This is a genomic window from Xanthomonas sp. LMG 12461 (genome assembly GCF_009192935.1).
GTDB classification, from domain to species: Bacteria; Pseudomonadota; Gammaproteobacteria; order Xanthomonadales; family Xanthomonadaceae; genus Xanthomonas_A; species Xanthomonas_A sontii.
Window position 1 is genome coordinate 1 of sequence record NZ_NQYT01000087.1, and the last position, 21,447, is coordinate 21,447.

26 protein-coding genes are annotated in these 21,447 nt (G+C 67.6%); 14 read left to right on the plus strand and 12 right to left on the minus strand.

Annotation, left to right across the window (positions count from 1 at the left end; genetic code table 11):
* From CEK68_RS19075 to sbcB, 3 genes are all read right to left on the minus strand, one after another.
* Positions 1-254: DUF2939 domain-containing protein (locus CEK68_RS19075; RefSeq protein ID WP_152240332.1), on the minus strand; the 254-nt coding region annotated here is incomplete at its 3' end.
* Between the two features lie 108 nt (positions 255-362).
* Positions 363-1,049 carry a DUF2461 domain-containing protein gene (locus CEK68_RS19080; protein WP_152240333.1) on the minus strand — a complete coding sequence of 229 codons (687 nt, stop codon included), beginning with the start codon at positions 1,047-1,049 and terminating at the stop codon, positions 363-365.
* Positions 1,046-2,485: an exodeoxyribonuclease I gene (gene sbcB, locus CEK68_RS19085; protein WP_017912070.1), complete on the minus strand. Its 1,440-nt coding sequence runs from the start codon at positions 2,483-2,485 to the stop codon at positions 1,046-1,048. Before sbcB ends, CEK68_RS19080 begins: the two co-directional genes overlap by 4 nt.
* A gap of 161 nt (positions 2,486-2,646) precedes the next feature.
* Here sbcB and CEK68_RS19090 point away from each other — a divergent pair, with 161 nt between their 5' ends.
* Positions 2,647-4,077, plus strand: coding sequence for a hypothetical protein (locus tag CEK68_RS19090; protein WP_152240334.1), 1,431 nt, complete (start codon positions 2,647-2,649; stop codon positions 4,075-4,077).
* Positions 4,078-4,108: 31 nt separating this feature from the next.
* On the opposite strand, the gene CEK68_RS19095 is transcribed toward CEK68_RS19090, so the two are convergent.
* The 5 genes from CEK68_RS19095 to can form a co-directional block, all read right to left on the minus strand.
* Complete coding sequence (locus CEK68_RS19095; RefSeq protein ID WP_152240335.1) at positions 4,109-5,473, minus strand: NAD(P)/FAD-dependent oxidoreductase; 1,365 nt, start codon at positions 5,471-5,473, stop codon at positions 4,109-4,111.
* Between the two features lie 46 nt (positions 5,474-5,519).
* Positions 5,520-6,791, minus strand: a complete 1,272-nt coding sequence (gene kynU / locus CEK68_RS19100) for a kynureninase (protein WP_150409250.1) — start codon at positions 6,789-6,791, stop codon at positions 5,520-5,522.
* A gap of 139 nt (positions 6,792-6,930) precedes the next feature.
* Positions 6,931-9,084: an FUSC family protein gene (locus CEK68_RS19105; protein ID WP_152240336.1), complete on the minus strand. Its 2,154-nt coding sequence runs from the start codon at positions 9,082-9,084 to the stop codon at positions 6,931-6,933.
* 31 nt (positions 9,085-9,115) lie between these two features.
* Positions 9,116-9,637 (minus strand): 3-hydroxyanthranilate 3,4-dioxygenase, encoded by a 522-nt coding sequence (locus CEK68_RS19110; protein ID WP_017910922.1) that lies wholly within the window; start codon positions 9,635-9,637, stop codon positions 9,116-9,118.
* Between the two features lie 37 nt (positions 9,638-9,674).
* Positions 9,675-10,337: a carbonate dehydratase gene (gene can, locus CEK68_RS19115; RefSeq protein WP_017910923.1), complete on the minus strand. Its 663-nt coding sequence runs from the start codon at positions 10,335-10,337 to the stop codon at positions 9,675-9,677.
* A gap of 191 nt (positions 10,338-10,528) precedes the next feature.
* Between can and CEK68_RS19120 the strand changes: the two genes are divergently transcribed.
* The 9 genes from CEK68_RS19120 (at position 10,529) to CEK68_RS19160 (ending at position 16,273) form a co-directional block, all read left to right on the plus strand.
* Positions 10,529-11,068: a glycosyl hydrolase 108 family protein gene (locus tag CEK68_RS19120; RefSeq protein WP_152240337.1), complete on the plus strand. Its 540-nt coding sequence runs from the start codon at positions 10,529-10,531 to the stop codon at positions 11,066-11,068.
* Positions 11,069-11,138: 70 nt separating this feature from the next.
* Positions 11,139-11,717, plus strand: coding sequence for a DUF2589 domain-containing protein (locus CEK68_RS19125; protein ID WP_173003349.1), 579 nt, complete (start codon positions 11,139-11,141; stop codon positions 11,715-11,717).
* 13 nt (positions 11,718-11,730) lie between these two features.
* Positions 11,731-12,363, plus strand: a complete 633-nt coding sequence (locus CEK68_RS19130) for a DUF2589 domain-containing protein (protein ID WP_026143450.1) — start codon at positions 11,731-11,733, stop codon at positions 12,361-12,363.
* A 46-nt stretch (positions 12,364-12,409) separates the two neighbouring features.
* Positions 12,410-12,670, plus strand: coding sequence for a hypothetical protein (locus CEK68_RS19135; RefSeq protein ID WP_017910927.1), 261 nt, complete (start codon positions 12,410-12,412; stop codon positions 12,668-12,670).
* Positions 12,670-13,128: a hypothetical protein gene (locus tag CEK68_RS19140; RefSeq protein ID WP_148828591.1), complete on the plus strand. Its 459-nt coding sequence runs from the start codon at positions 12,670-12,672 to the stop codon at positions 13,126-13,128. The genes CEK68_RS19135 and CEK68_RS19140 overlap by 1 nt, the downstream gene beginning before the upstream one ends.
* Positions 13,121-13,309 carry a hypothetical protein gene (locus CEK68_RS19145; protein ID WP_017910929.1) on the plus strand — a complete coding sequence of 63 codons (189 nt, stop codon included), beginning with the start codon at positions 13,121-13,123 and terminating at the stop codon, positions 13,307-13,309. The genes CEK68_RS19140 and CEK68_RS19145 overlap by 8 nt, the downstream gene beginning before the upstream one ends.
* A 41-nt stretch (positions 13,310-13,350) precedes the next feature.
* Positions 13,351-14,133, plus strand: coding sequence for a hypothetical protein (locus tag CEK68_RS19150; protein WP_152240338.1), 783 nt, complete (start codon positions 13,351-13,353; stop codon positions 14,131-14,133).
* Positions 14,134-14,181: 48 nt separating this feature from the next.
* Positions 14,182-15,228, plus strand: a complete 1,047-nt coding sequence (locus tag CEK68_RS19155) for a hypothetical protein (RefSeq protein ID WP_152240339.1) — start codon at positions 14,182-14,184, stop codon at positions 15,226-15,228.
* A 334-nt stretch (positions 15,229-15,562) separates the two neighbouring features.
* Positions 15,563-16,273 carry a response regulator transcription factor gene (locus tag CEK68_RS19160; protein WP_017912470.1) on the plus strand — a complete coding sequence of 237 codons (711 nt, stop codon included), beginning with the start codon at positions 15,563-15,565 and terminating at the stop codon, positions 16,271-16,273.
* Positions 16,274-16,348: 75 nt separating this feature from the next.
* Here the strand turns inward: CEK68_RS19160 and CEK68_RS19165 are convergent, their stop codons facing one another.
* The 4 genes from CEK68_RS19165 to asnS are packed head-to-tail and all read right to left on the minus strand — an operon-like array spanning position 16,349 to position 19,010.
* On the minus strand, positions 16,349-16,969 hold the full coding sequence (locus tag CEK68_RS19165) for an FMN-binding negative transcriptional regulator (RefSeq protein ID WP_152240340.1): 621 nt from the start codon (positions 16,967-16,969) through the stop codon (positions 16,349-16,351).
* A 7-nt stretch (positions 16,970-16,976) separates the two neighbouring features.
* A complete protein-coding gene (locus CEK68_RS19170) occupies positions 16,977-17,291 on the minus strand; it encodes a hypothetical protein (protein WP_017915419.1) in 315 nt (104 codons plus the stop codon).
* A complete protein-coding gene (locus tag CEK68_RS19175; RefSeq protein ID WP_017907180.1) occupies positions 17,288-17,593 on the minus strand; it encodes a hypothetical protein in 306 nt (101 codons plus the stop codon). Before CEK68_RS19175 ends, CEK68_RS19170 begins: the two co-directional genes overlap by 4 nt.
* Positions 17,594-17,615: 22 nt before the next feature.
* Positions 17,616-19,010 carry an asparagine--tRNA ligase gene (asnS, locus tag CEK68_RS19180; protein ID WP_017907179.1) on the minus strand — a complete coding sequence of 465 codons (1,395 nt, stop codon included), beginning with the start codon at positions 19,008-19,010 and terminating at the stop codon, positions 17,616-17,618.
* Between the two features lie 137 nt (positions 19,011-19,147).
* Between asnS and CEK68_RS19185 the strand changes: the two genes are divergently transcribed.
* The 4 genes from CEK68_RS19185 to rplI all read left to right on the plus strand — a co-directional run bounded on the left by CEK68_RS19185 (position 19,148) and on the right by rplI (position 21,166).
* Complete coding sequence (locus CEK68_RS19185; RefSeq protein ID WP_017907178.1) at positions 19,148-19,495, plus strand: iron-sulfur cluster assembly accessory protein; 348 nt, start codon at positions 19,148-19,150, stop codon at positions 19,493-19,495.
* Positions 19,496-19,848: 353 nt separating this feature from the next.
* On the plus strand, positions 19,849-20,283 hold the full coding sequence (gene rpsF / locus CEK68_RS19190; RefSeq protein WP_010342529.1) for a 30S ribosomal protein S6: 435 nt from the start codon (positions 19,849-19,851) through the stop codon (positions 20,281-20,283).
* Positions 20,284-20,294: 11 nt separating this feature from the next.
* The gene (gene rpsR / locus CEK68_RS19195) at positions 20,295-20,525 is read left to right on the plus strand and encodes a 30S ribosomal protein S18 (protein WP_002804494.1); all 231 of its coding nucleotides are present in this window, start codon (positions 20,295-20,297) and stop codon (positions 20,523-20,525) included.
* Between the two features lie 191 nt (positions 20,526-20,716).
* Positions 20,717-21,166, plus strand: coding sequence for a 50S ribosomal protein L9 (gene rplI, locus CEK68_RS19200; protein WP_010342531.1), 450 nt, complete (start codon positions 20,717-20,719; stop codon positions 21,164-21,166).
* The last annotated feature ends 281 nt before the right edge of the window (positions 21,167-21,447 follow it).

Consider the following 21,447-nt stretch of genomic DNA (forward strand, 5'->3'; position numbering starts at 1 on the left):
TGGACGATGCGCTGGTGCGCCCCGCCGAACAGGCTGGACTGCAGGTCGGGGCCGGCGCGGCGCACCAGCGCATCGTCCACCTGGGCCTTGAGGTTGACCCGCAGCGTGGGAAAGTCGACGTAGCGCTCCAGTGCCGCGGCATCGCGCTCGCGCAGCGCTTGGTCGATGCCGCGGATGGCCAGGTACGGCCCGGCGACGACATAACCGCCGAGGGCGAGCAGGGCGAGGAACAGCAAGGCCAGCCATTTCTTCATCGCATGTCTCCTTGCGTGTGGGCGTTCTGCAGGAGCGGATCAGCCGCGACGCGTGACCGGGAATGCCTGTCGCCGCTGAATCTGCTCCGACGGGGAAGCACTGCCGTTCTAGAACTCCAGGTCCAGCGCCGCGCACAGATAGTCCACGAACGGGCCCAGCGTCTGCAGGTCGGCGGCGACCTGCGTGCGCAGCCGCGGGCCGGTCATCGCCGCGTAGTCGAGCTGGCGCCAGAACACCCAGTTCTTGTGCTTGAGGTCGTCGATGTAGTCGAAGTCGGCCGGGAAGCCGCGTGGCGGGCGCACCAGCATCTCGCTTTCCTCGAAATCGAAGCGGCGCCGCAGTGCCGGCGCATGCGCAGCGGCCTTCCAACTGCCGGGATTGTCGAAGATGAACTGGCGCACCTTGCGCTGTGTGTCCGGTTCCGGATGCCACAGCCCGGCGCCGACGAAGCTCTCGCCCGGCTGCAGGTGGATGTAGAACGAGGGCGCCGGCACCTGCTTGCGTCGCTCGTGGAACAGGCGCGCACCCTGCCAGGTCTTGTACGGCGACTTGTCGTGGGAGAAGCGCGCGTCGCGGTGGATGCGGAACAGCGAGCCGCCGACGCCGCGCGGGTCGGCGCGGAAGTGCTCGCTGACCTGGGCCAGGTCCGGCTGCAGGTCGGTGATCAGGCGCAGGAACGGCTGGCGCACGTGTTCTTCGTACTTGTGCCGGTTGTCGTTGAACCAGGCCTTGTCGTTGTGCCGCGCCAGGGCACGCAGGAACTTGAAGCTGGCGTCGCTGAAATAGCTGGTCATAGGCTGCGTTGCAGGTCGTGGCCCCAGGCGGCCAACTGGTCGAGCAGGGCTTGCTTGGTAGCATCCTGCGGGTGAGCCAGGCGTAAACCGGCCAGTTCCGCGTAGAAGGCGTCGAAGCTCAGTTCGGACAGGCCGCTGTCCTGCTGCAGGCGCTGCCGCCGGTAGTCGTCCCAGCGCGCCTGTTCGGCGATGGACAGGCTCTGCGGCCAGTTGCGCGCGCGGTAGCGGAACAGCAGCTCGGGCAGGCGCGGATCGCGGAACTGGCCTTCCAGCGCGGCCAGTTGCGCCGGCGGGGTGGCGCGGACCTGGGCCATCGTGCGCTTGTCGCCATCGGCCAGGAAGCCGTCGTACAACGAGGCGTCGACATCTGCCGGCACCGCGGCGCGCTCGCTGGCGAACACCCGTCGTACTTTCTCGGCCAGCGCCGGGCCGGCCTCGCGCAGGCGCGCGGCCTTGGCCAGCAGTTGCGCGGGGTCCAGCCGCAGCCGGGCGAAATCCGCTTCGCGCAGGTGCGCCCAGGCGACCAGCGCCGGTGCCTTGTTCAGATGCACTTCCTTGAGCGGGATACGCTGCTCGCCCTCGGGCAGGTCGGCCTGCGGGGTGTACAGGCGGTCGGCGATCTGTTCCGGCGTATAGCGCAGCAGCGGCTCGATGTCGCCTTCCAGGTCGAACACCAGCACCCGGCTGTCGATGCGCGGATGCCGCGCCAACGGCAGCACCGGCGCCGCGCACAGGCGCGCGGCCGGATAGCGCATCGACACGTGCAGCACCGGCTGCATCGCCACCGCGTCGAGCAGGCTGCCGCAGAAGCGCTTGTCGCGCAGCTTCAGCGCGTACTCCCACAGCCGCGGCTGGCTGCGGCGGAAGTGCCGGGCCATGCCGATGGTGGCATAGACGTCGGACAGCGCTTCGTGCGCATCGCCGTCGCGCACGCCGTTGGCCAATGCCAGTTGCTCCAGCTTGAACGAGGTGGCGCCGTCCTCGCGCTGCGGCCAGACGATGCCCTCCGGGCGCAGCGCGTGCATCAGCCGCAGCATGTCCAGCAGGTCCCAGCGCGAGTTGCCGTTGCGCCACTCGCGTTCGTAGGGATCGTAGAAGTTGCGGAACAGGCCGTGGCGCACGAACTCGTCGTCGAAGCGCAGCGAGTTGTAGCCCAGCGTGCAGGTCTGCGGCCGCGCCATCTGCTCGGCGATGCGTGCGAACGCCTCGGCTTCGCTGACGCCCTCGCGCAGTGCCTGCTGTGGGGCGATGCCGGTGATCAGGGTGGCGACCGGCGAGGGCAGCAGGTCGTCGGCCGGCTTGACGAAGAAACTGATCGGCTCCTCGATCACGTTGAGCTCGGCATCGGTGCGCACCGCGGCGAACTGCGCGATGCGCGTGCGCCGCGGATCGGCGCCGAAGGTTTCCAGGTCGTAGAAGAGGAAGCTGTCTGGCATGTGGGTTCGAACACGCGGCAACGATGTGCTTGCAGGTTGGCTTGTTGAGTGTGATTAGTATGCCTGTATCAGCCTGGGCTGTGGGCTTGTTTGAGGCTGTTGCACTATGTGGTGTGGCAGCTGTTAGATGAAAAATAGCCTCGATAATTTGGAAAAATACTATGAGTCGGGATGGGAAAGTTGCTATTCAAAGGCATGTTTTTCTTCAGTCTGATCAATCTCTGTCGATGCCATGTGCTGCGTCTATTCGTTATGAGAAACACGATCCAACTTCACTTGAGGTTGAGCTTATCTATGTCGGCGACTCAAATGAGCGTGCCCAGATACATTTGGCAACCCGAGCTATTGATCGTAACTTGATAAGGCTTCACGCCGTCGACGGTAAAGAGGATTCAATAAATTTGCTTGGCCTTACTAGTTGGACTAGTGATACTTCAGTTTTAAAGCTGGAGGTTGGGGCGATGGAGATTGGTATTGATCAGGCTGCTTACTCACATGCCACCGAACTTAATTACACTGTTGCTTTGCAGCCTAGCGGAATTTTGTGTGGGATAGATGCTAGTAGTATGCATCACGACGGAAATATCAATAGAAAAAGTAGTGGAAAAAGCTCTATTCTTGTGGAGACACCGGTTGGCACGATCGAAGCACTTGATTCCTATGAATATCTAGAGCGCGCTGCTTTCGGTGACAAAGTTCTTCATCAAGTTAGAAGAGCTTGGCTGATGGGTAGCACTATACTCAAAGAAGGGGATTCGCTCAGAATTTTTCATGATGCTTTACTTGAGGAGGCCTTCATAATTTGTAAGGCTTTATCGCTTTGTTATCGGCAGCCGGTAGATGCCTATGAGATTAAATATTTATATAGGGATTCGAGGGGTGGGAGCTACAAGCACGCTCTTTATAGAAGAAAGTGGCGCGCTACCCGATCGAGACACTCAAGCGAAGAGTTGATTCATTCGTCGAATCTACAAAATGGGGGGCTTTCAGATTTAGTTGGTAAATTGAAGAATCATGCTGAATCCATAAGCATTAAGCGAGCTATATCGTTTTTGTCTGCTTCATATGAAGGCTTCCTGGAGACTGCATATTTCATGGCTTTTTCTGCAATGGAAACCGTTGTTAATGCAGTTTCAGATAAATCTTTTGGTTCCGTTTCTTCTTCAGTATGGAAAAGAACGCGGCGAGAGCTAGAGAGGTCAGTGGCTTTGCTTAAGGAAAATGGGGTTCTTTCTAGTGATGTGGCTGATCAAATTAAAGAGAAGTTGCCTGAGCTTCGTCGAGCTTCGCTTGCATCTAAGATCTCTTCAGTTGCTACATTTTATTCGATAAAGACCTCGGATCTGTGGACTGCAGAGGGCTTTGAAGAAGGAATAAAAAGTGCTGCAAGGATTAGAAATGGACTCTTCCATGCTGCCCATTCCTCTGATGTGGGTCTTATGGAGGTCAACCTCGTGCGCATACAGGCTTTTACTGAACGATTACTGCTGGCAGCTCTATCTTGGCCTGACGATCGTAGATGGGCTTGGCGTGATAGTCGGCTTCGTTCGATTATTCAACCGCCGGATAACGAGGTCAAAGATGATCATTAAACTTTAGATTGTCGGTGCCAGTGTTGAAGCTTCAATGCGCCCCCTCCAGCGGTGCCAGCCGCGCGTGCACGATGCGCTCCAGCCAGTTCCAGTCGATCCGCGACAGGTCGCTGTGGCCCTGCGTGGCCTGGACCAGGATGTCGCGCTGCACTTCGCTGCGTTCCAGCGCCTGCGCGTACGGCGTGCGCAGGAAGGTGACCATGGTGTAGTGCGGCACGAAGCGGGTCGGATGCCGCGCCTGCAGGGCCTGGCCGAGTTCGCGCTGCAGCAGGAAGCCGGCATCGCCGACGCGGTCGCGCATTTCCACGTAGTTCTCCAGCGCCATCTGCTGGATCGCGCCGGCATTGGGCTTGCGCTCGGCCTCGAAGGCGGCATACGCGCGCGCCAGGTCCGGCTCGCGCTGCAGGTGCGCGGCCAGTGCCGCGCAATCCTCGAACGCGCAGTTCATGCCTTGCCCGTGGAACGGCACCATCGCGTGCGCGGCGTCGCCCAGCAGTACCGCGCGGCCGTCCAGGTGCCAGCGCTCCAGGCGCAGCGTGCCGAGCAGGCCCGGCGGGTGCTGCTCCCAGTGCTCGGCCAGTTGCGGCATCAGCGGCAGCGCATCGGCGAAATCGCGCGCGAACAGCGCCAGCGCCTCCTCGCCGCTGCGCACGGTGGCGAAGCTGGGCTCGCCCTTGTTGGGCAGGAACAGGGTGACGGTGAAAGTGCCTTCGTGGTTGGGCAGGGCGATGCACATGTAGTGCCCGCGCGGCCAGATATGCAGGGCGTTGGCTTCGATGCGGAAGCCGCCGTCGGCGCTGGGCGGGATCTCCAGTTCCTTGTACGAATGGTCGAGGAACTCGATGTGCTCGGCCATCGGCGCCTTGCGCTGCATCGCCGCGCGCAGCGCCGAGCCGGCGCCGTCGGCGCCGATCATGCTGTCGAAGCGGATGTCGTGGGGCTGGTCGTCGCGGTCGTCGATGAAACGCGCATAGCCGGCATCGAAATCCACCGTGTGCAGGCGTCGGTAGAAATGGATGCGCGCCCCGGCCTGTTCGGCGAGCTGCAGCAGAGTGATGTTGAGATCGTTGCGGTGCACCGACCAGATCACCTCGCTGTCGTCGCGGCCATAGCGCTGCAACTGCTGGTGGCCGTCGGCGAAATGCACCATGCGCCCGCGCATCATCACCGCCTTGGCCATCACCGCGGCATCGGCGCCGGCCTGGCGCAGCACGTGCAGGCCGCGTTCGGCCAGGGCCAGGTTGATCGAGCGGCCGCGCTCGTAGTCGTGCACGCGCGGGTCGCCACGACGCTCGTAGACGGTGACCTGCCAGCCCTGGCGCGAGAGCAGGATGGCGAGCAGGGAGCCGGCCAGGCCGGCGCCGATCAGGGTGATGCTGCGGGGGGATGCGTTCAATGCGGTGTCCGGAAGGCGCGGCAGGCCGCCGCGCGAAGAAGGCGGCTCAGACGCCGGCCCAGGTTTCCACTTCCTCGACGAAGCGGTAGACGTCGCGGTAGCGGTTGTACAGCGGCACCGGGCTGATCCGGATCACGTCCGGCTCGCGCCAGTCGCCGAGCACGCCGACCGATTGCAGGTACTCGAACAGGGCGCGGCCACGTTCGCGGCCCCCGGCCACGCGCAGCGACAGCTGGCAGCCGCGTTGCGCCGGGTCGGACGGGGTGATGATCTGCAGGGTGTCGGCCAGGCGGGCGCGGATCAGCGTCTCCAGGTAGCCGGTCAGTTGCTGCGATTTCTGCCGCAGCGCGTCCAGCCCGGCACGCTCGAACAGGTCCAGCGAGGCGCGCAGCGGGGCCATGCTCAGGATCGGCGGATTGCTCAGCTGCCAGCCGTCGGCACCGGGTGCGGCGACGAATTCGGGCGCCATGCGGAAACGGGTGCGCTTGTCGTGGCCCCACCACCCGGCGAAGCGCGGGGTGTCGCCGTGGCCGTGGCGTTCGTGCACGAAGGCGCCGGCGACCGCGCCGGGGCCGGCGTTGAGATATTTGTAGTGGCACCACACCGCGAAGTCCGGCGCGGCATCGTGCAGGTGCAGCGGCACGTTGCCGATGGCGTGGGCCAGGTCGAAGCCGACCGCGGCGCCGGCCGCGCGCGCCAGTCGCGCCACCGCGGCCAGGTCGAAGGCCTGGCCGGTGCGGTACTGCACGCCCGGCCACAGCACCAGCGCCAGGCGCGGGCCGTGCTCGGCGATGGCGCGCTCGATCGCCGCCAGCGACACGGTGCCATCGGCGCCATCGGGTTGCACTTCGATCAGGTCGGTGGCCGGGTCGAAGCCGTGGAAACGGATCTGCGAGGCCACCGCATGCTGGTCGGAGGGGAACGCGCCGGCCTCGATCAGGATCGCCGGGCGCTCGCGGGTGGGCCGGTAGAAGCTGACCATGAGCAGGTGCAGGTTCACCGTCAGCGTGTTCATCGCCACCACTTCGTGCGGATGCGCGCCGACCAGGCGCGCCAGCGGCGCAGCCAGCAGTTCGTGGTAGGTCATCCACTGGGTGTCGCCGTTGAAATGGCCTTCCACCGCCAGCGACGACCACTTGTCCAGCACCTCCTGCACCGCGGCGCGCGCGCCGCGCGGCTGCAGGCCCAGCGAGTTGCCGACGAAATAGGCCTGGTCGGCGCCCTGGTGCTGCGGGAACAGGAACTCCTGGCGCAGGGCCCGCAGCGGATCGGCGGCGTCGAGGGCGATGGCGTGCTGGCGGGACAGGATCTCGTTCATCGGCATTGGATTCCGGGAAGCAGGGCGAGAGTCTAGAGCGTGTGGGACGACGGGAGGTGAGTGCATGGCATGGCGCGGGGCACGGCCGCGTGGACCTCTGCAACAGCGAATGCGCGGCCGGCGCGAGGCGACGGCGCGTTCATCCGCTGCGGCGCGCGGTCACCTGCGGTTGTTCCTTGGCGGCCGCGGCAGCCGGCAGCAGCGCACTGCGGACCAGGTGGGTCAGGGTACCGACGCTGTCGGCGACGCGGTCGCTGGTGTCGGCCAGCGCGGGCAGCGCGCCGCCGTCGCTGCCGTCGCTGCCGTCCTGCGGCTGCGCGGCCAGCGCCTCGGCCAGGCGCCGCTCGTCCGCGCGCAGGCTGGCCTGCGCCGGCGGCGTGCCGCTGCGCAGGCTCTCGGCCAGTTCGGTCAGTGCGGCATGCGCCTGTTGCCGGAACTGCTGCAGTTCCGGCAACGGCGGCAGCGGCGGCGCATCGCGCAGCACCGCTTCCAGCGCCAGCGAGGCGCGGATCAGCCGGTTGCCGTTGGCCAGCACCGATTCGGCCAGGGTCAGTTCGCGCAGGTTGCGCTTGCGCCGCGGCTCGCCGCGCAGGCGTTCGATCGAGGCCTGCGCGTTGGTGCGCGCGGTGCGCGAGGCCGCGCGGGTGTCCGGCAGCGCCTGCAGGCGGCCTTCCAGCACCGCGTCGAGATGGTCGCGGTAGGCGAGCAGCAACTGCGCCAGGATCGCGCGGATGTGCTTGCGTTCCCAGGTCGGCCACAGCGCGTAGGCGGCCAGCGCCAGCGCGCTGCCGAGCACGGTGGCCTGGATGCGCTCGCCGATCGCCTCGCCAGGGGCCATGCCCTCGAACGACAGCAGCAGCACCAGCATGCCGGTCAGGCAGGCCACGCCGAGCCCGTAGTTGACCTGGGTCAGCAGGCGGAACCCCAGGCAGAACACGGTCAGCAACAGCAGCCGCACCACCGCCCCGTCCATCACGAAGTGCGCCAGCACGGTGGCCAGCAGCAGCCCGCCGAAGGTGCCGGCCACGCGCAGCGCGCCGAAGCTGAGGGTGCCGCCGAAATCCGGCTTGAGCACGATCGCCGTGGTCATCGGGATCCAGTAGCCGTGCGGGATCGCCTGCCAGCGGGCGAACAGCACCGCCAGCGCCAGGCACACGCCGCAGCGCAGCGCGTGGCGGAACGCCACCGAGGACAGCTTCAGATTCGCCCGCAAGGTCTGCAGCGGCGCCAGCGGACGCAGCGCCGCCGGCAACTGCGCCTCGGCCAGTTCGGCCTGGATCTCGCCGCGGCTGCTGGCCCAGCGGCCATTGCGCGCCAGCGCGCGCAGCTGGCCGCCCAGGCCCTGCGCACGGGCCACGGCGATACGCAGCAGGCGGCGTTCGCGGGTGTCCTCGGTCTGCGCCTGCACTTGCGCCAGCGCATCCACCAGATCGTCGAACCCGGTCATCGACGCAGTGGCCGCGTCTGGGTCCTCGGCGCTGTCCAGCGCGTGCGCGAGTTGGTCCAGCACCACCGCGCTGCGTTCGAGTACGCGCTCGATCGGCAGCCGCGCGGGTGATCCTGCGTCCAGGCGTCCGTGCAGGTCGGCCAGGGTCAGCAGCTCCAGCCGCGCGCGTTCGCACAGCTCGGCGATGACCCGGAACGCCTGCACCGCACGCCCGCGCGAGCGGTGCTCGCCGTGCAGCATCACCATCGCCTCGAGCACCGCTTCGGTGGCCGGCGGTGCGGCGGTCGCGCCGGGTCGCTGGCGGGCGATGCCGGCCAGTTGCCGCATCAGGTCGGCCAGGGCGAAGCGTTCCGGACGGTAGCGCTGCAGCGGCCAGGCGGCCAGCGCCATCAGCATCTGCAGCACGCCGCCGGCGAAGATCAGCGTGGCCACGCCCACGCTCTGCAGCGGCGGTAGGCGCACGTCGGCGCTGACCACCAGCAGGATCATGCTGGTCAGCCCGACCCGCGCCGCCACCGGGCCCAGCGCCACCAGCAGACCGCCGCCCAGGCCGAGCAGCAGCGCGCTCAGCGCCAGCGCCACGGTGTGCGCGCCGATCAGCATGCCCAGCAGCGCGGCCACGCCGGCCGCCAGCGCGGCCATCAGCATGCGCTGCATCCGGGCCCGGTACGGGCCGGGCTGGTCGGAGAACATGGTGTTGAGCGCGCCGCTAGACACCGCCAGACCCAACTCGGCATGGCCGGCGGCCACGCCCAGCGCCAGCGGCGCGACCACCGCGGCGGTGTTGCGCAGGGCCACGCGCACCGGCACGTCGCGCGGCTTGAGTGCGATCAGGCTGCGCAGCATCGCGAGCCGGAACGGCGTGGGGGCAGGGCGGTCACGGCGCGTCGGCCGCCGGCCGCGGATGCACGTGACCGCAGCGGGCGCAGGTGCGCAGCGATTCGGAGGCGTAGAAGCGCGCGAACACCGGCGGGAAGTCGGTCTCGATGTTCTGCAGCGGGAAGTAGGCTTCGTACAGCAGGTGGTTGCAGCGCTCGCAGAACCACAGCAGGCCGTCCTGCTCGTGCGGCAGGCGCCGCCGCTCGATCACCAGGCCCACCGAGTTCGCGCCGCGCTGCGGCGAGTGCGGCACCTTCGGCGGCAGCAGGAAGGTCTCGCCGGCGCGGATCGGGATCTCGCGCACCGCGCCGTCTTCCTGGATCTTCAGCACCATCTCGCCTTCGAGCTGGTAGAACCACTCCGGGCCTTCGTCGTAGTGGTAGTCGCTGCGCGCGTTCGGCCCACCGACCACCATCACGATGAAGTCGCCGGCGTGGATGCACTTGTTGCCCACCGGCGGCTTCAGCAGGTGCCGGTGGGCGTCGATCCAGGCGTGCAGGTTGAGCGGGCCGGGGAGCATGCGGATCCTTGATCGAGATGGCGGAGCGGCGCGCCGCTCAGCGGTCCTCGCGGTCCTGGCTGATGCGCGCCAGGGCGGCATCGTAGCGCGGCGCCAGGTCGTCGATGCGGTCAAGTTCCATGCCCAGGTCGTGCACGCGGCCGTCGCGCAGGCTGTAGACCCAGCCGTGCACGGTCAGTTCCTGGCCGCGCGCCCAGGCGTCGAGCACGATCGAAGTGCGGCTGACGTTGACCACCTGTTCGAGCACGTTGAGCTCGCACAGGCGCGCGTGCTGCACGTTGAGGTCGCCGGCCTGCTGCAGGCAGTGCTCGTGCTTCTCGGCCACGTCGGTGACGTGGCGGATCCAGTTGTCGACCAGGCCCAGCCGCGCGCGGGTCAGGCCCGCGTGCACGCCGCCGCAGCCGTAGTGGCCGACCACCAGGATGTGCCGCACCTTCAGCACCTCGACCGCGAACTGGATCACCGACAGGCAGTTCAGGTCGGTGTGCACGACCACGTTGGCGATGTTGCGGTGGACGAACACCTCGCCCGGCGCCATGTCGATGATCTGGTTCGCCGGCACCCGCGAGTCGGAGCAGCCGATCCACAGGTACTCCGGGGTCTGCTGCTTGGACAGGCGGCTGAAGAACTCCGGATCCTCGCGGTTGATGCGTTCGGACCAGGAGCGGTTGTTGTCCAGCAGTTGTTCGATTTTGCTCATAGCCCGGCATTATTCCAGAAGCCTGCGGCCGGTGCGCGGCGCGCGCTGACGTTGCCCGGATCGCGGGGATCCGCATGCACACGGCGTCTCAGTGCGCAGCCGCCGCCGGATCGGGCTTTTGCCGATCCCGCCGATGCGGCGCGCTGCGCAGACTTCCTCCACGCCCACACCGGGCATCAGCGGAGGATCCCATGGCCGACTTCAACGCGTTCTTTCCGACCCTGCTCAAGCACGAGGGCGGCTTCGTCAACGATCCGGTGGATCCGGGTGGCGCCACCAACAAGGGCATCACCCTGGCGACGTTTCGCTTGTACGCCAAGAGCCTGCTGCAACTGGAGCCGACCCTGGACAACCTGCGCGCGCTCACCGATGCGCAGGCGGGGGTGATCTACAAGACCTGCTACTGGAATGCGGTGCACGGCGACGAGATCGCGCTGCAGCCGCTGGCCAACATCCTGTTCGACTTACAGGTCAACGCCGGCAACAACGCCATCAAGCTGCTGCAGCGCGTGCTCAACGCGCAGGCGCCGGCGCTGCAGCTGCCGGAGGACGGCAAGTTCGGCCCGGCCACCCTGGCGGCGCTGAAGGCCGCCGACCAGCGCGATCTGTACGCACGCTACAAGCAGGGCCGGCGCGACTACTACCAGCGCCTGGTCGCGGCCAAGCCGCCGCTGGGCAAGTTCCTCAAGGGCTGGCTGGCGCGCACCGACTCCTTCCCCGACCTGAGCTGAGTGTGCGCGCGGCAAGCGCCGCCGATCCGCTGCCGTCGCCGACGGCGGCCTTCTTTCTCCAGGAGCGACCATGGCTGGACCGACCGCATTGAACGACCTGATCGAAGCGCTGGCCGGCGCCGTGATCGAGGCGCAGGACCGCATCGAGCAGCACCAGATGGCCAACCTCGGCGATTACTTCGACGAGTTCCACCGGCCCAAGAGCGTGATCATCCGCCTGCCGTCGCAGCACCCGCAGGCCGCCGAAGGCGACGAGGACTACTACCGCGCGCCGCTGCTGCCGCTGGTCTCGACCAACGTGCTGCGGATCAAGGACGTGGAGATCAGCTTCGATGCGCAGCTCGGCGACCTCGGCGGCCTGCAGTCGGCCGACGGCTTCTTCGCGCCGGAGTCGCCCGGCCCGCGCGGTGCCTGGCAGGCCAAGCGCACCGCCACCCGTTCCAGCGTGCGCGTGGATACCAGCGCCAGCGCGCGGAGCCAGCGCCAGAGTGCCGTCCACGTCGTGTTGCGCGTGGAGGGGACCGAACCGACTGACGGAGCGGCCAGATTGCTGAACCATCTGGCGCAGACGCAGGGCGTGTTCAAGACGGTCATGGCCGACAAGCCGGACGTCGCGGGCACGGACGATGTAACCAATCCCACCAACTGAAGGAGTCACTGCAATGGCTGACGAACTCGTCAATATGTCAAGTCAATTCAAGGGTCTGCCGATGGGCGACCTGATCGGCGGCCCGCTCGATGCGGCCTGCGACGCGCAGGTCAAGCTGGCCCGCGCCACCGCCGATTTCATCCGCGTCATCGGCTTCCTGCCGCCGGACAACCCCGACCCGAAGAATCCGCAGGCAACCGGCGCCACCCGTACCGCCAGCTTCCGCTTCAAGCGGCCGGTCGACGACCCGGACAAGGCCGGCGGCATCGCCGAGGAGGAGGTCGAACTGGAAGTGCCGCTGCTGGCCATCGTCAACGTGCCCAGCCTGAGCATCCAGACCGTGGACATCACCTTCGACATGGAAGTGAAGTCGTCCTTCTCCTCGAAGGAGAAGACCGATGCCTCGGCGTCGATGTCGGCGGACGTGGAATACGGCTTCGGCCTGTTCAAGGCCAAGGTGCATATCCAGGGCTCGGTCTCCACCAGCAAGGAGAACACGCGCAGCTCGGACAACTCGGCCAAGTACCACGTCTCGGTGCATGCCGCGGACAAGGGGCCGCCGGAAGGTCTGGCGCGGGTGCTGGACATCCTGCAGACCTCGGTGGCGCCGCGCAAGATCGGCAAGCCCGAGCCGGTTCCCGCGTAAGTCCATAGCGGTCCGTTGAACCATCTCGTCGGGGGACTCGTCAACGATGTTCGACCTTACTGAAGTCAAGTTCGTCAAGCGGGTCGTGGTCGGCAGCGACAACCCGACGCAGATGCAATCGCCCGAGCAGATCGAAGCCGCGCGGGCCTTGCTCAACCGCTGCCTGAGCGATTCGCCGAAGGGCGCGATCATCGGCACCGAGAAGAATTTCGCCGTGCTGCAGATCGGCGAGCACCAGGTGGTGATGCAGTGGCTGTGCTACCACGTGGGCTTCCCGCGCAAGCCCGGCTGGATGAAGGACGACTGATGGCCAGCCTGCGCTGCGAGTTCGACCTGCTGCTGCAGGGGCTGTCGGCGGCCCTGCTGGATGCGCAGCGGCGCTGCCGCGCGCGTCACGCACAGGCCTTGCGCGCCTGCTTCGGCGCGGGCGAGACGCTGCCGGTGGCGACGGACGCGGCCGAGCCGCCGTCGCTGCAGATCCCGTTGTGGGAGCTGCGCGCCTGGCAATTGCCGCAGATCGGCGAACTGGCCCTGGCCTTCGACGTCGAACTGGACGTGGAGGAGGTGCCGGACGAGGCGCCGCGCCTGCTGCTGCAGGTGTTGCCGCGCCGGCCGCGGCGGCCCGGGCATCGCCTGCAGATCCTGTTCCGCGGCACCCACACCCCGGTCGGCGAGGTGCTGTTCGACGGTCAGCGGCTGAAGCTGTGGCAGCTGTCCGATGCGCCCGCCCCGCACGATCCCGCCCAGGAGACCGCACATGCGTAGACACGGCTTCATCCTGTCCCGGCACGACACCGACCTGTGGTGCCGAGAACTGCACATCGACCTGCGCTCGCTGGCCCGCGCGCAGCGGCTGCGCCGGCGTCGACGCCGGGCGCTGTGGCTGCTTGCCGTACTGTGCCTGGTGGCGGCCGTGGTGGCGCTGCTCTGGTTCGGTCTGTCCTGACCGTGCCCATCGTTTCCTTTCGTATCCAACAGGAGAGTCGCATGCGTATCCGTTCGCGTGGTGTTGCGCGTTTCCCGCTCTGGCTGGCGCTGTGCCTGGCCATGCCGTTCGCTGCCGGTGCCGCACCGCAGGCGCCGACGCCTGCTGCGCCGGCCGCAGCGGCCAACGCAGACGCGCTGCCGCCCGGCGAATGGAGCGGCACCCTGGCGCTGGATGCGCAGCGCCTGGCCGCCGTGCGCCTGGCCCAGCGCGACGGCAAGGCCAGGCTGATGTTCGGCTCGCCGTTGAACTGTGCCTTGCTGGTCAAGCCGCAACCGGGTGCCGGTTTCGCACTGGAGTCGATCAATGGTGGCGCCTACTGCGACAAGCTGATGGGCAAGCCGCTGCGCGTGCAGCGCAGCGGCGACGACCTGCGCTTGAACGTCGACGGCAAGGATCTGCCGGTAGTGCTGCATGGCGATCCGGGCCAGCCCAGCCCGCTGCAGGGCACGTGGCGCGGGGTGACGCGTCCCGACTACAGCAATCGGGGCGTCGCTGTGCAACTGAGTGTCGCTGCGACGCCTCAGGCCCCCGGTAGCGCCACGGTGCAGCTGCGCTACGGCGCGCCGCGCGAGTGCAGGGTGCAGGGCCGCTACCTCGGCATGCGCGAAGGAGACGCGTTGTACACGTTGGACATGGACAATCAGGGTGTCTGCACGCGTTTGAGCGACGGCCAGTTGACCCTGCGCGCCAGACCGGACGGCAATCTCGAACTGCAGGTCCTGGACCGCACCGGGACGCGTCGGGACAGCGCGCTATTGGAACGCGTCCCCGCCAACCCGTAATCCGTCGCGCAGACGCGCCGGCCGTCGTTTCCGTCCAGGAGTCGTGCGATGAACCTCGTCTGGATCAAGACGCTGGCCGGCGCCGCGTGGCGCCGGCTCACCGCGGCCCGCCGTGCCGGACCGCGGCTGCCGCCGCCGGGCATCCTGCCGCAACTGAGCGCCGAGTGCGAAGCGATGGCGCGCTATGCGCTGGAGCACGGCATGGCGGTGCCGCCGGAGTTGATCGCCCGCCTGTCGGCGCTGCTGGGCGCCGGCACGCCGGACGCCGATGGCGGCGACATCGAGGTGCACGCGCACGAACTGGCGGTCACCCACCGACGGCTGGCGCAACTGATCCGCCCGGCCACGCCGCAGGCGGTGTTCCTGCTCGATGCCGAGCGTCGCCGCCCGCACTGGGCGACCCTGCTCGGCCCGCTGCCGCTGGTGCGCGCGCTGACCACGACCTCGCTGCTGTTCCTGTTCGCGGTGGTGGCGACGGCCCTGTCCAGCAAGGTCAGTGCGGACAACGTGCGCCTGGGCTTCCTGGATTCCTCGGGCAGCGTGCTGCTGTGGAATGCGCTGTTCCTGCTGTTCTGCGCCGGCCTGGGCGCCTCGTTCTCCTCACTGTTCCAGGTGCACCGCTACGTCGCCGACGCCAGCTACGACCCCAAGTACGACGCCTCCTACGGCGCGCGCATGATCCTGGGCCTGATCGCCGGGCTGATCCTGGTCGAAGTGTTGCCGCCGGATCTGTTCGAAAGCGGCAGCATGCGCAGTTTCGGCAAGCCGACCCTGGCGATGCTGGGCGGCTTTTCCGCGACCGCGGTGTACCGCCTGCTGCAGCGTCTGGTCGATCTGATGGAGACGCTGGTGCGCGGCGATACCTCGGCGCAGGCGCAGGCGTCGCTGGAAGTGCAGCGCGCCAGCAACGACACCGAGCGCATGCGCTGGCAGGGCGAGTTGGCCGCGCAGTTGATGGCCCTGCAGCAGTCGATCGAGGCCGGCACGCCGCCGGCGGCGATCCAGCAGCGGCTCGCCGAGTTCGCCCGCGGGATGCTGCAGGTGGAAGCCGCGCGTCTGCCGCCGCCGCCATCGCCATCGCCGGCAGCGGAATGAACCCGCCGGCGCGGCACCGGCGTATCGCCGGTGTTCCCATCATCGTTCGTCGGCGCAGGATTTCGTTCTGCGTCACAGCGCGTGCGCGGTAGCACGGGATTCTGTCTACGAACCGAGACGAATGCGGCAATCCGCACAAGTTCAGCCGTCGTCGCCATCCATATCAGCCTGAAACCGATGGCCGCCATGACGCAGCGTGACAAGCTGAGAACGTAATGCAAGCGCAGGTTCAGCGCTGTCGCATCGAGTGAAAAAGGGGCGCGTCGCGCTGCAGGGGGACGCGGATTGCCGCGCGGTCGCGCGTTGGGAGTTCCATTGCCAACACAGGTAGAGAATGAACACACGTATCGTGATTGCCGCCGAACGCAGCATTGTGCTGGAGGGCATGGTGGCCCTGCTCAACAACACGCCGGACATCGACGTGGTCGGCCACGCGGTCGACGGACTGGAGTGCGTGCAACTGGTGACCCGACGGCAGCCGGATATCGTGCTGATGGACGTGATGCTGCCGGGCCTCAACGGCATCGAGGCCACCCGCCGGCTGCTGCAGCGCAGCCCGCGCAGCAAGGCGATCTGCATCGCCGCCTCCGATGCGGCGGCCAATGTGCGTGCGGCCATCGACGCCGGCGCCAAGGGCTACCTGGCGCGCAACAGCACCTTCCACGAATTGCTGCGTGCGATTCAGCAGGTCGGTAACGACCAGCTGTACATCAGCCCGCAACTGTCGCAGTCGCTGGTCAGCGAGTACCGCTGTCCGCCCGGCGATGCCGTCTCCGCCTACACGCTGCTGACCTCGCGCGAACGCGAGATCGTGCAGTTGCTGTCCGAGGGCCTGTCGACCAAGGAAATCGCCGCGCGCCTGCACATCAGCGTCAAGACCATCGGCACCCACCGCGAGCACATCATGCTCAAGCTGGGCATGCAGAGCATCGCGCAATTGACGCGCTACGCGATCCGCGAAGGTCTGTCGCCGCTGGAGGGAGGCAGGGCCAGTGCGCGCCATGCCGGGCACGACCGGCAGGGACCGGCCAGCCGGTGTGGGTGAGGCGGCGCACGCCGCCGCGCGTCCCGTGACGGTGCGCACAACTGTATGGTCGGCCGCGCTGCGTGGCGGCGTGCTTCAGTCCGGACGTCGCGCGTGCATCAGCGCCGCGACGGCCTGCGCGCCGGTGTCGGCCTGGCCCTGCAGCACCTCGCGTACCGCGGCCTGGTTCGCCGGCGGATGGTTCTGGCTGAGCTTGAACTTCAATTCGACCCGCTCGACCTCCAGGCGGAAGCCGACGATGCCGCGCAACTGGCGCCGGTGCGCGTCGTTGTCCGGCTCGTAGCGCCAGTCGCTGCCCAGCGCGCGTTCGTGGCGTTCGCTCAGCCGCGCCACCACGTCGGCCAGCAGTGCTTCGTCGTCGCTGGGGTGCAACTGCCCGTGCAGGTGCGCGGTGGCGTAGTTCCAGGTCGGCACCCGCGCCATCGCCTCCTTGTCCGGATACCAGCCCGGGGAGACGTAGGCATGCGGGCCGTGCACGATCAGCAAGGCCGGCCCGGCGTGCCGCGCCTGCGGGTTGGCCCGCGACCAATGGCCTTCGACCAGGATGCGTTCGCCGTCGCGCCGGTACAGCACCGGCAGCGGCGTGGCGCAGGGCAGGCCGTCGGCGACGGTGACCAGGGTGGCGAACGGGTGGTCCGCGATCAGCGTATCGAGCGCGCCCAGGTCGTGTTCGGCGAAGGCGGGTGCAACGTGCATCGCCGGATCAGGCGCGCGCGCCCAGGGTCTGGGTCATGCGCCCGCGCAGGCCGGCGTCGTCGTCGGCCTGCGGCGGCGCCACCTCGCCCAACGAGAAGCCGCGCGCCCGCGCATCGTCCTCGTCCAGGCCATCGAAGGCGACGAACTCAGCATCGAACAGCGCCGCGCGGGCGGTGTCCTCGCTGTCGTAGCTGAGGGTGTTGCCGTCGCTGTCCAGCACCTCGGCGGTGCCGGCGTCGCGCACGCGCAGGCGTGCCCACACCAGCAGACGGCCGAGGCTGGCCAGGTACCACTGATCGTGGGCGGGAGAATCTGAGGTCATGGAATCACCAGGGAAAGCAGCCAGAGCAGGGCGGCCATGCCCAGGCCGAAGAAGATCGTCATCAGCGACAGCCAGGCCGGCGTGGCCAGCCCGGAGAGCCCGCGGTCGCCGAGCGGACGGTAGCGCCGCGCCAGCAGCCAGCCGAGCGCGACCGGCTTGAGGAAGGCGCCCGGCCCGAACGCCGCCACCAGCGGCGGATGGCGGTCGCGGATGTGCACCAGGGTCAGCGGCCAGAAGATCAGGAACGCGCTGGCCCCGGCGATCGCCACGCCGACGAAGCACAGCGCGAAGAACAGGATCATGGCGCGCGCTCCCCGTGCCGGCTCAGAACTCGGCGCTGCCCGGCGCGCGCGGGTAGGGGATGGCGTCGCGGATGTTGCTCAGCCCGCACACGTACACCACCAGGCGCTCGAAGCCCAGGCCGAAGCCGGCATGCGGCACCGTGCCGTAGCGGCGGAAGTCGCGGTACCAGCCGTAGTGCTGCGGATCCAGGCCGAACTGCAGCATGCGCGCGTCGAGCACGTCCAGGCGCTCCTCGCGCTGGCTGCCGCCGATGATCTCGCCGATGCCCGGGGCCAGCACGTCCATCGCCGCGACGGTCTTGCCGTCGTCGTTCAGGCGCATGTAGAAGGCCTTGATGTGCTCGGGATAGTTGGTCACCACCACCGGGCGGCCGACGTGCTGCTCGGTCAGCCAGCGCTCGTGCTCGGTCTGCAGGTCCAGGCCCCATTCCACCGGGAACTCGAACTTCTGCCCGGACTTCTGCAGCAGGCCGATCGCGTCGCCGTACTCGATGCGCTCGAACGGCGAGTTGATGAAGGTCTCCAGCTTGCTGATCGCGGTCTTGTCCACGCGCTCGGCGATGAACGCCAGGTCGTCGGCGCGCTCGTCCAGCACCGCGCGGAACAGATACTTGAGGAAGTCCTCGGCCACGCGCGCGTCCTCGGCCAGGTCGGCGAAGGCGATCTCCGGCTCGATCATCCAGAACTCGGCCAGGTGGCGGGTGGTGTGGCTGTTCTCGGCGCGGAAGGTGGGGCCGAAGGTGTAGACCTTGCTCAGCGCCAGGCAGTAGGCCTCGACGTTGAGCTGGCCGGACACGGTCAGGAAGGTCTCCTTGCCGAAGAAGTCGCGGCCGAAGTCGACCTGGCCCTGCGCGTCGCGCGGCAGGTTGGCCATGTCCAGGGTGGAGACGCGGAACATCTGCCCGGCGCCTTCGGCATCGGAGGTGGTGATGATCGGCGTGCTGATCCAGTTGTAGCCGTTCTGGTGGAAATAGCGGTGCACCGCCTGCGCCAGGCAGTTGCGGATGCGCGTCACCGCGCCGAACAGGTTGGTGCGCGGGCGCAGGTGCGCGACCTCGCGCAGGAACTCCGGCGACATCGGCTTGGGCTGGATCGGGTAGGTCAGCGGGTCCTCGACCCAGCCCACCACCTCGACCGCGCTGGCCTGGATCTCGTACGACTGGCCCTTGCCCTGCGACTTGACCAGCACGCCCTTGGCGATCAGCGAGCAGCTGCCGGTGAGCCGCTTGACCTCGTCGAAGTTGGGCAGCGCATCGGTCGCCACCACCTGGATCGGGGCGAAGCAGGAGCCGTCGGACACGTTGATGAAAGCCAGTCCGGCAGATCCGCGCAGCGTGCGCACCCATCCCCGCACCGTGACTTCGCCGCCTTCCGGGATCTTCCCGGCCAGCGCATGTGCAACGCTCACCACCGTCATGACTTGAATCCTCGCCGCAGCGACTCGATATGGAAGGGGCAAGTGTACTGGCTGGAGCGCAGCGCTTGCGAGGCGTGGCGGCGATTGGCCGCCATCCTTCCTATAATGTCCGCTCGCAGTCGCCGGAGTCGTTCGTCATGGCCATCCGTCTCACCCCCGTCGCCCATGCCCGCGTGCAGCGCTTCGTCGCGCAGACGCCTGGCGCGCTGGGCTTGCGTTTTGGCGTGGAGCGCACCGGCTGTTCGGGGTGGGGCCACGTCACCGACCTGGCGCGCGAGGCGCGTGCGGACGACGCGGTGTTCGAGCAGGATGGTGTGCGCATCTATGTCGATGCCACCAGCCTGCCGCTGGTGGACGGCACCGAGATCGACTTCGCCAAGCAGGGCCTGGGCGAGACCTTCGTGTTCCGCAATCCGAACGCCACCGCCGAGTGCGGCTGCGGCGAGAGCTTCACCACCGACGCCGCGCACGCCGGCGCGGCCTGAGCGTCGCCGCTGCGGCGGCGCGACCTCCTTGTGGGATGAGCTCGAAGGCCGGGACCCGGGACCGGGGACCGGGGACCCGGAAGAGCGGCCCGGATGCGCTGCCTGGTGCAGGCGGGTTGAGGCATGTCGCCACGAAAGGCTGGTCGGCCTCGCTTTTCCGGGTCCCGGGCCCCGGGTCCCGGCTTCATCGAGTCAGGACATCACCCGGCCGCCCGCCACGGCACCTTGTCCGCAGCGGCACTTCTACGCCATAATGTGCGGCTTCCTGCCTTCCCGGCAGGAGTCCTTGCCCCACCGCCGTCGCACCGCGGGGGGCTGTCCGGCCGCAAGGCCACATCCGAAAGGTACACACCATGAGTCGTCATTACGAAATCGTGTTCCTGGTCCACCCGGATCAGAGCGAGCAGGTCCCGGCCATGATCGAGCGCTACAAGTCGCTGGTCGAGAACGGCAAGGGCACCATCCACCGTCTGGAAGACTGGGGCCGTCGCCAGCTGGCGTACCCGATCCAGAACCTGGTGAAGGCCCACTACGTCATGCTGAACATCGAAGTGGACCAGGCCGTGCTGAGCGAGCTGGTCGAGAGCTTCCGCTTCAACGACGCCGTGCTGCGCCACCTGGTGATCAAGCGCGACGGCGCCGACACCGAGCAGTCGCTGATCATGAAGAGCAAGGACGAGAAGGCCGACAAGCCCGAGCGCGGTGAGCGCCGTCGTCGCGACGACGAAGAGGGCGATGCGCCCGCCGCCGCCACCGAAACCGACGGCGACGCCGCCGAAGCCGCCTAAGGAGCACGCTCATGTCCAAGTTCTTCCGTCGTCGCAAGTTCTGCAAGTTCACCGCCGAGGGCGTCAAGGAGATCGACTACAAGGATCTCAACACCCTGCGCCAGTACCTCACCGAGAACGGCAAGATCGTGCCGAGCCGCGTGACTGGCACCAAGTCTAAGTACCAGCGTCAGCTGGCCACGGCGGTCAAGCGCGCGCGTTTCCTGGCGCTGATCCCGTACACGGACAACCACGACGTTTAATTCCGGGTTTCCCGGAGCGATACGGCCCGCACCCTCCGGTGCGGGCATTCAAGCGAAGTCTGGCGATTAGACAAGTGCGGTGCCGTCGGGCGTAATCCCGACTCCCCAATCCCCAATCCCGGCTTCTCCTATTCGGACAGCACCCGTTGCGCCGGCCGCGTGCCGACGCTAACGAATAACGGAGCAAGACCATGCAACTGATTCTTCTGCAGAAAGTGACCAACCTGGGCGGCCTCGGCGACAAGGTCGACGTCAAGCCGGGCTACGGCCGCAACTACCTGGTGCCGCAGGGCAAGGCCGTGCCGGCCACCGCCGCCAACATCGCCGAGTTCGAAGCCAAGCGCGCCGAGTATGAAGCCAAGGCCAAGTCGATCCACGACGACGCCGAAGCCCGCGCCGCCAAGCTGGAAGGCGCCAGCGTGACCGTCAAGGCCAACGCCTCCACCGAAGGCAAGCTGTACGGCTCGGTTGGCCCGCGCGACATCGCCGAGGCCTTCACCGCCGCCGGCATGCCGCTGGAGAAGGGCGAAGTGGTGCTGGGCGAAGGCGCGTTCCGCAACATCGGCGAGTACGAGGTGCTGGTGCGCCTGCACGCCGACGTGGAAACCACGGTCAAGGTCGTGGTCGAAGCCGACGCCTGATCCCTGCGTCATCGCTGTACCGACACGGGCACCGCAAGGTGCCCGTGTCGTTTTTGCCGACCGGCGCCGCCCTAGGCGAGCCATGCAGCCCTGGCCGGGCGCGGCCGGCGCAAGACCCGCCGGCTGCGAGTGCGACCGCCGTCGCATCGCCGCCGCCCGGCGCAGGCCGCCCCAGCCTCGCGCGGGGGCCGCTATACTCAGCGACTCGTGTCCGATGTCGGCCCGGCGGTGTAGCCGCATCAATGGGTTGGAAGCAGGACCTCACCTGGATCTTCATTAGC

Bases quoted from the DNA above. Each gene is read 5' to 3' on its own strand.
- CEK68_RS19080 (WP_152240333.1), bottom strand. From the start codon at position 1,049: ATGACCAGCTATTTCAGCGACGCCAGCTTCAAGTTCCTGCGTGCCCTG.
- sbcB (WP_017912070.1), bottom strand. From the start codon at position 2,485: ATGCCAGACAGCTTCCTCTTCTACGACCTGGAAACCTTCGGCGCCGAT.
- CEK68_RS19090 (WP_152240334.1), top strand. From the start codon at position 2,647: ATGAGTCGGGATGGGAAAGTTGCTATTCAAAGGCATGTTTTTCTTCAG.
- kynU (WP_150409250.1), bottom strand. From the start codon at position 6,791: ATGAACGAGATCCTGTCCCGCCAGCACGCCATCGCCCTCGACGCCGCC.
- CEK68_RS19105 (WP_152240336.1), bottom strand. From the start codon at position 9,084: ATGCTGCGCAGCCTGATCGCACTCAAGCCGCGCGACGTGCCGGTGCGC.
- CEK68_RS19110 (WP_017910922.1), bottom strand. From the start codon at position 9,637: ATGCTCCCCGGCCCGCTCAACCTGCACGCCTGGATCGACGCCCACCGG.
- can (WP_017910923.1), bottom strand. From the start codon at position 10,337: ATGAGCAAAATCGAACAACTGCTGGACAACAACCGCTCCTGGTCCGAA.
- CEK68_RS19120 (WP_152240337.1), top strand. From the start codon at position 10,529: ATGGCCGACTTCAACGCGTTCTTTCCGACCCTGCTCAAGCACGAGGGC.
- CEK68_RS19125 (WP_173003349.1), top strand. From the start codon at position 11,139: ATGGCTGGACCGACCGCATTGAACGACCTGATCGAAGCGCTGGCCGGC.
- CEK68_RS19130 (WP_026143450.1), top strand. From the start codon at position 11,731: ATGGCTGACGAACTCGTCAATATGTCAAGTCAATTCAAGGGTCTGCCG.
- CEK68_RS19135 (WP_017910927.1), top strand. From the start codon at position 12,410: ATGTTCGACCTTACTGAAGTCAAGTTCGTCAAGCGGGTCGTGGTCGGC.
- CEK68_RS19140 (WP_148828591.1), top strand. From the start codon at position 12,670: ATGGCCAGCCTGCGCTGCGAGTTCGACCTGCTGCTGCAGGGGCTGTCG.
- CEK68_RS19145 (WP_017910929.1), top strand. From the start codon at position 13,121: ATGCGTAGACACGGCTTCATCCTGTCCCGGCACGACACCGACCTGTGG.
- CEK68_RS19150 (WP_152240338.1), top strand. From the start codon at position 13,351: ATGCGTATCCGTTCGCGTGGTGTTGCGCGTTTCCCGCTCTGGCTGGCG.
- CEK68_RS19155 (WP_152240339.1), top strand. From the start codon at position 14,182: ATGAACCTCGTCTGGATCAAGACGCTGGCCGGCGCCGCGTGGCGCCGG.
- CEK68_RS19160 (WP_017912470.1), top strand. From the start codon at position 15,563: ATGAACACACGTATCGTGATTGCCGCCGAACGCAGCATTGTGCTGGAG.
- CEK68_RS19165 (WP_152240340.1), bottom strand. From the start codon at position 16,969: ATGCACGTTGCACCCGCCTTCGCCGAACACGACCTGGGCGCGCTCGAT.
- CEK68_RS19170 (WP_017915419.1), bottom strand. From the start codon at position 17,291: ATGACCTCAGATTCTCCCGCCCACGATCAGTGGTACCTGGCCAGCCTC.
- CEK68_RS19175 (WP_017907180.1), bottom strand. From the start codon at position 17,593: ATGATCCTGTTCTTCGCGCTGTGCTTCGTCGGCGTGGCGATCGCCGGG.
- asnS (WP_017907179.1), bottom strand. From the start codon at position 19,010: ATGACGGTGGTGAGCGTTGCACATGCGCTGGCCGGGAAGATCCCGGAA.
- CEK68_RS19185 (WP_017907178.1), top strand. From the start codon at position 19,148: ATGGCCATCCGTCTCACCCCCGTCGCCCATGCCCGCGTGCAGCGCTTC.
- rpsF (WP_010342529.1), top strand. From the start codon at position 19,849: ATGAGTCGTCATTACGAAATCGTGTTCCTGGTCCACCCGGATCAGAGC.
- rpsR (WP_002804494.1), top strand. From the start codon at position 20,295: ATGTCCAAGTTCTTCCGTCGTCGCAAGTTCTGCAAGTTCACCGCCGAG.
- rplI (WP_010342531.1), top strand. From the start codon at position 20,717: ATGCAACTGATTCTTCTGCAGAAAGTGACCAACCTGGGCGGCCTCGGC.